The sequence below is a fragment of the Neisseria sp. P0021.S006 genome (genome assembly GCF_051956895.1).
This window is the reverse complement of the sequence record NZ_JBQCWZ010000230.1, coordinates 1-1,851: the sequence shown is the minus strand read 5'-3', so window position 1 is coordinate 1,851 and position 1,851 is coordinate 1. Positions and strand designations below refer to the sequence as shown.

Genomic DNA, 1,851 nt, shown 5'->3' with positions numbered 1-1,851 from the left:
TTTCAATATAGAAGGCAGGTTCTACACCATTTTTCTCCATCAGGGTGCCGGAAAGGGACTTGTTGGCAAAGTTAACGTCGAATTCGGCTTTTGCCGCTTTATCCGCATGGTTATCCCATTGGATCGGCGCGCCGATACGGGCTTCCCATGAACCTCTATAGTGGACATTCCCAATTTTGGGGATGTCTGCCTCGGAAGTGCGGATACCTTTTATGAAAAGGTCGATATTCCTGTATGCAGAAGCGGGTTGGACAGGTGATTTTCCATCCGTGCCTACGCTTTCCGCGTTGTTTCCTTCATTTTTTCCTGCTGTATTTGCTTCCCCGTTATCTTCCTCTGCCGGCAACTCGGAAGAAGCATGACCGTCATCGGTATCATTTTCCAAACCGTCTTCACCGTCTTCAGGCTCTAAACTTTCATTTTCATCATCAGGTCCCGCGCCTTCATGATCGGAATCTTCGTCCTCTGTTGCAGTCGGTTTGACGACGGGACGGTCGGTTTGCATCCGTCCGATTTTCACATAGTTCAGAAAATCGCAGCAGGTTCGGATTGTCGTTTTCCTGCCGTCGGCAAGAACGATGGTTTGAGTATCTTTGACCAAGGAGATTTCACGCCCTTCGACAAGGAGTTTGTCAGGATGGGCAAAGTCGGGCATAGGCTCGGCAATAAACGGACGTGCCTTAGGATCGGCAGCTTCGTCGGCGGCAATTTTCAGCGAATCCAAGATTTTGGTATGCGTTTCAGACGGCACGGAGCTATTTTGTTTGCCTGCGAATACGCCGAATACGCTTTTGTCGTTGCTGATAAACCGTCCGGCAAGCTCTTCTCCGTTATCGCCGAAAAAACCGCCCTCAAGCCGCTGATCGGCATCGGCATGGAAAAACAAATGCTCCTTACCGGCATGTTTTTCCGCTAAATCAGGATTGACCTTGGCACTGCCGATAAAGCGGTTGCCGTCCAATTTTGCAGTAATGTTGTAAATGATCAGCGGCTTTTTAGGTTCATCTGGATTATTCTTATTTTGCACATACTGATTTTTAATCAACTTACCTTCCAGGTTTTTTTTGTCGAAATTAACCGTATATTCGGCAGGATGTTTTTCCCTGTCGTCGGCATCCCTAGCCGCATAAGAAGTTGCACCAATATTATTACCATAATATGTGTTATAACCCAAATTCTCACTGGCAACCGCCTGACCTGTCCGATGACGTTTGGCATCGGTCATATATTGCCAGTTACCGGAATATTTCACCGTTCCCGCGCTCGGTAAAGATTGGGAGGGATGTTCTCCGGAATAATATACAAACCCGTCATAACCAAACCGGTGGGTAAACCGCTTACCACCTGAGTTCTGTTTGATTTCGTCTTCTCCTGTTTGAGTATAAACATATCCGGCCCGGACATATTTATATTGATACACAGCATCTTTTGAATCGGACGTGTAGATTTGTGCATTAGGATGCCGTCCTTTGATTTCCTTTTTAAGTTTGTCGACCTGTTCTTGCGGCGTACCGTCTAAAAACAGGATATCCTCCTCTTTAAGCGGCAGATACTCCTCTGCCTGATGCTTATCGGGAATTTCCGTACCGTCTTTGTTATAAAAAGCAATATTCCGCCTTGGCAACCGCATTGCCGCACCGACGGCGGGCTGGTTGACCGGCGTGGTTTCTATAGAAGGTTTGGCAGGAGCCGGAGCAGGAATATCCTCAGGCTTGGAAGGTTTGGAATCTGACGGGGTTTGCGCGGTCGGCGTTGATTCGACAACAGGCTGCACGCCGAAATTGCCGCCGATACAAGATGCCAAAAGTAAGGGCAACAAGACAATGCCGCCATAATTCGGTTTACACATCC

General features: G+C 47.9%; 1 protein-coding gene. It reads right to left on the bottom strand.

Annotated features, from left to right (window positions below; all coding sequences use genetic code 11):
• Positions 1–1,849: transferrin-binding protein-like solute binding protein (locus ACTHUM_RS12850; RefSeq protein ID WP_440403038.1), on the bottom strand; the 1,849-nt coding region annotated here is incomplete at its 3' end.
• Positions 1,850–1,851: the final 2 nt, after the last annotated feature.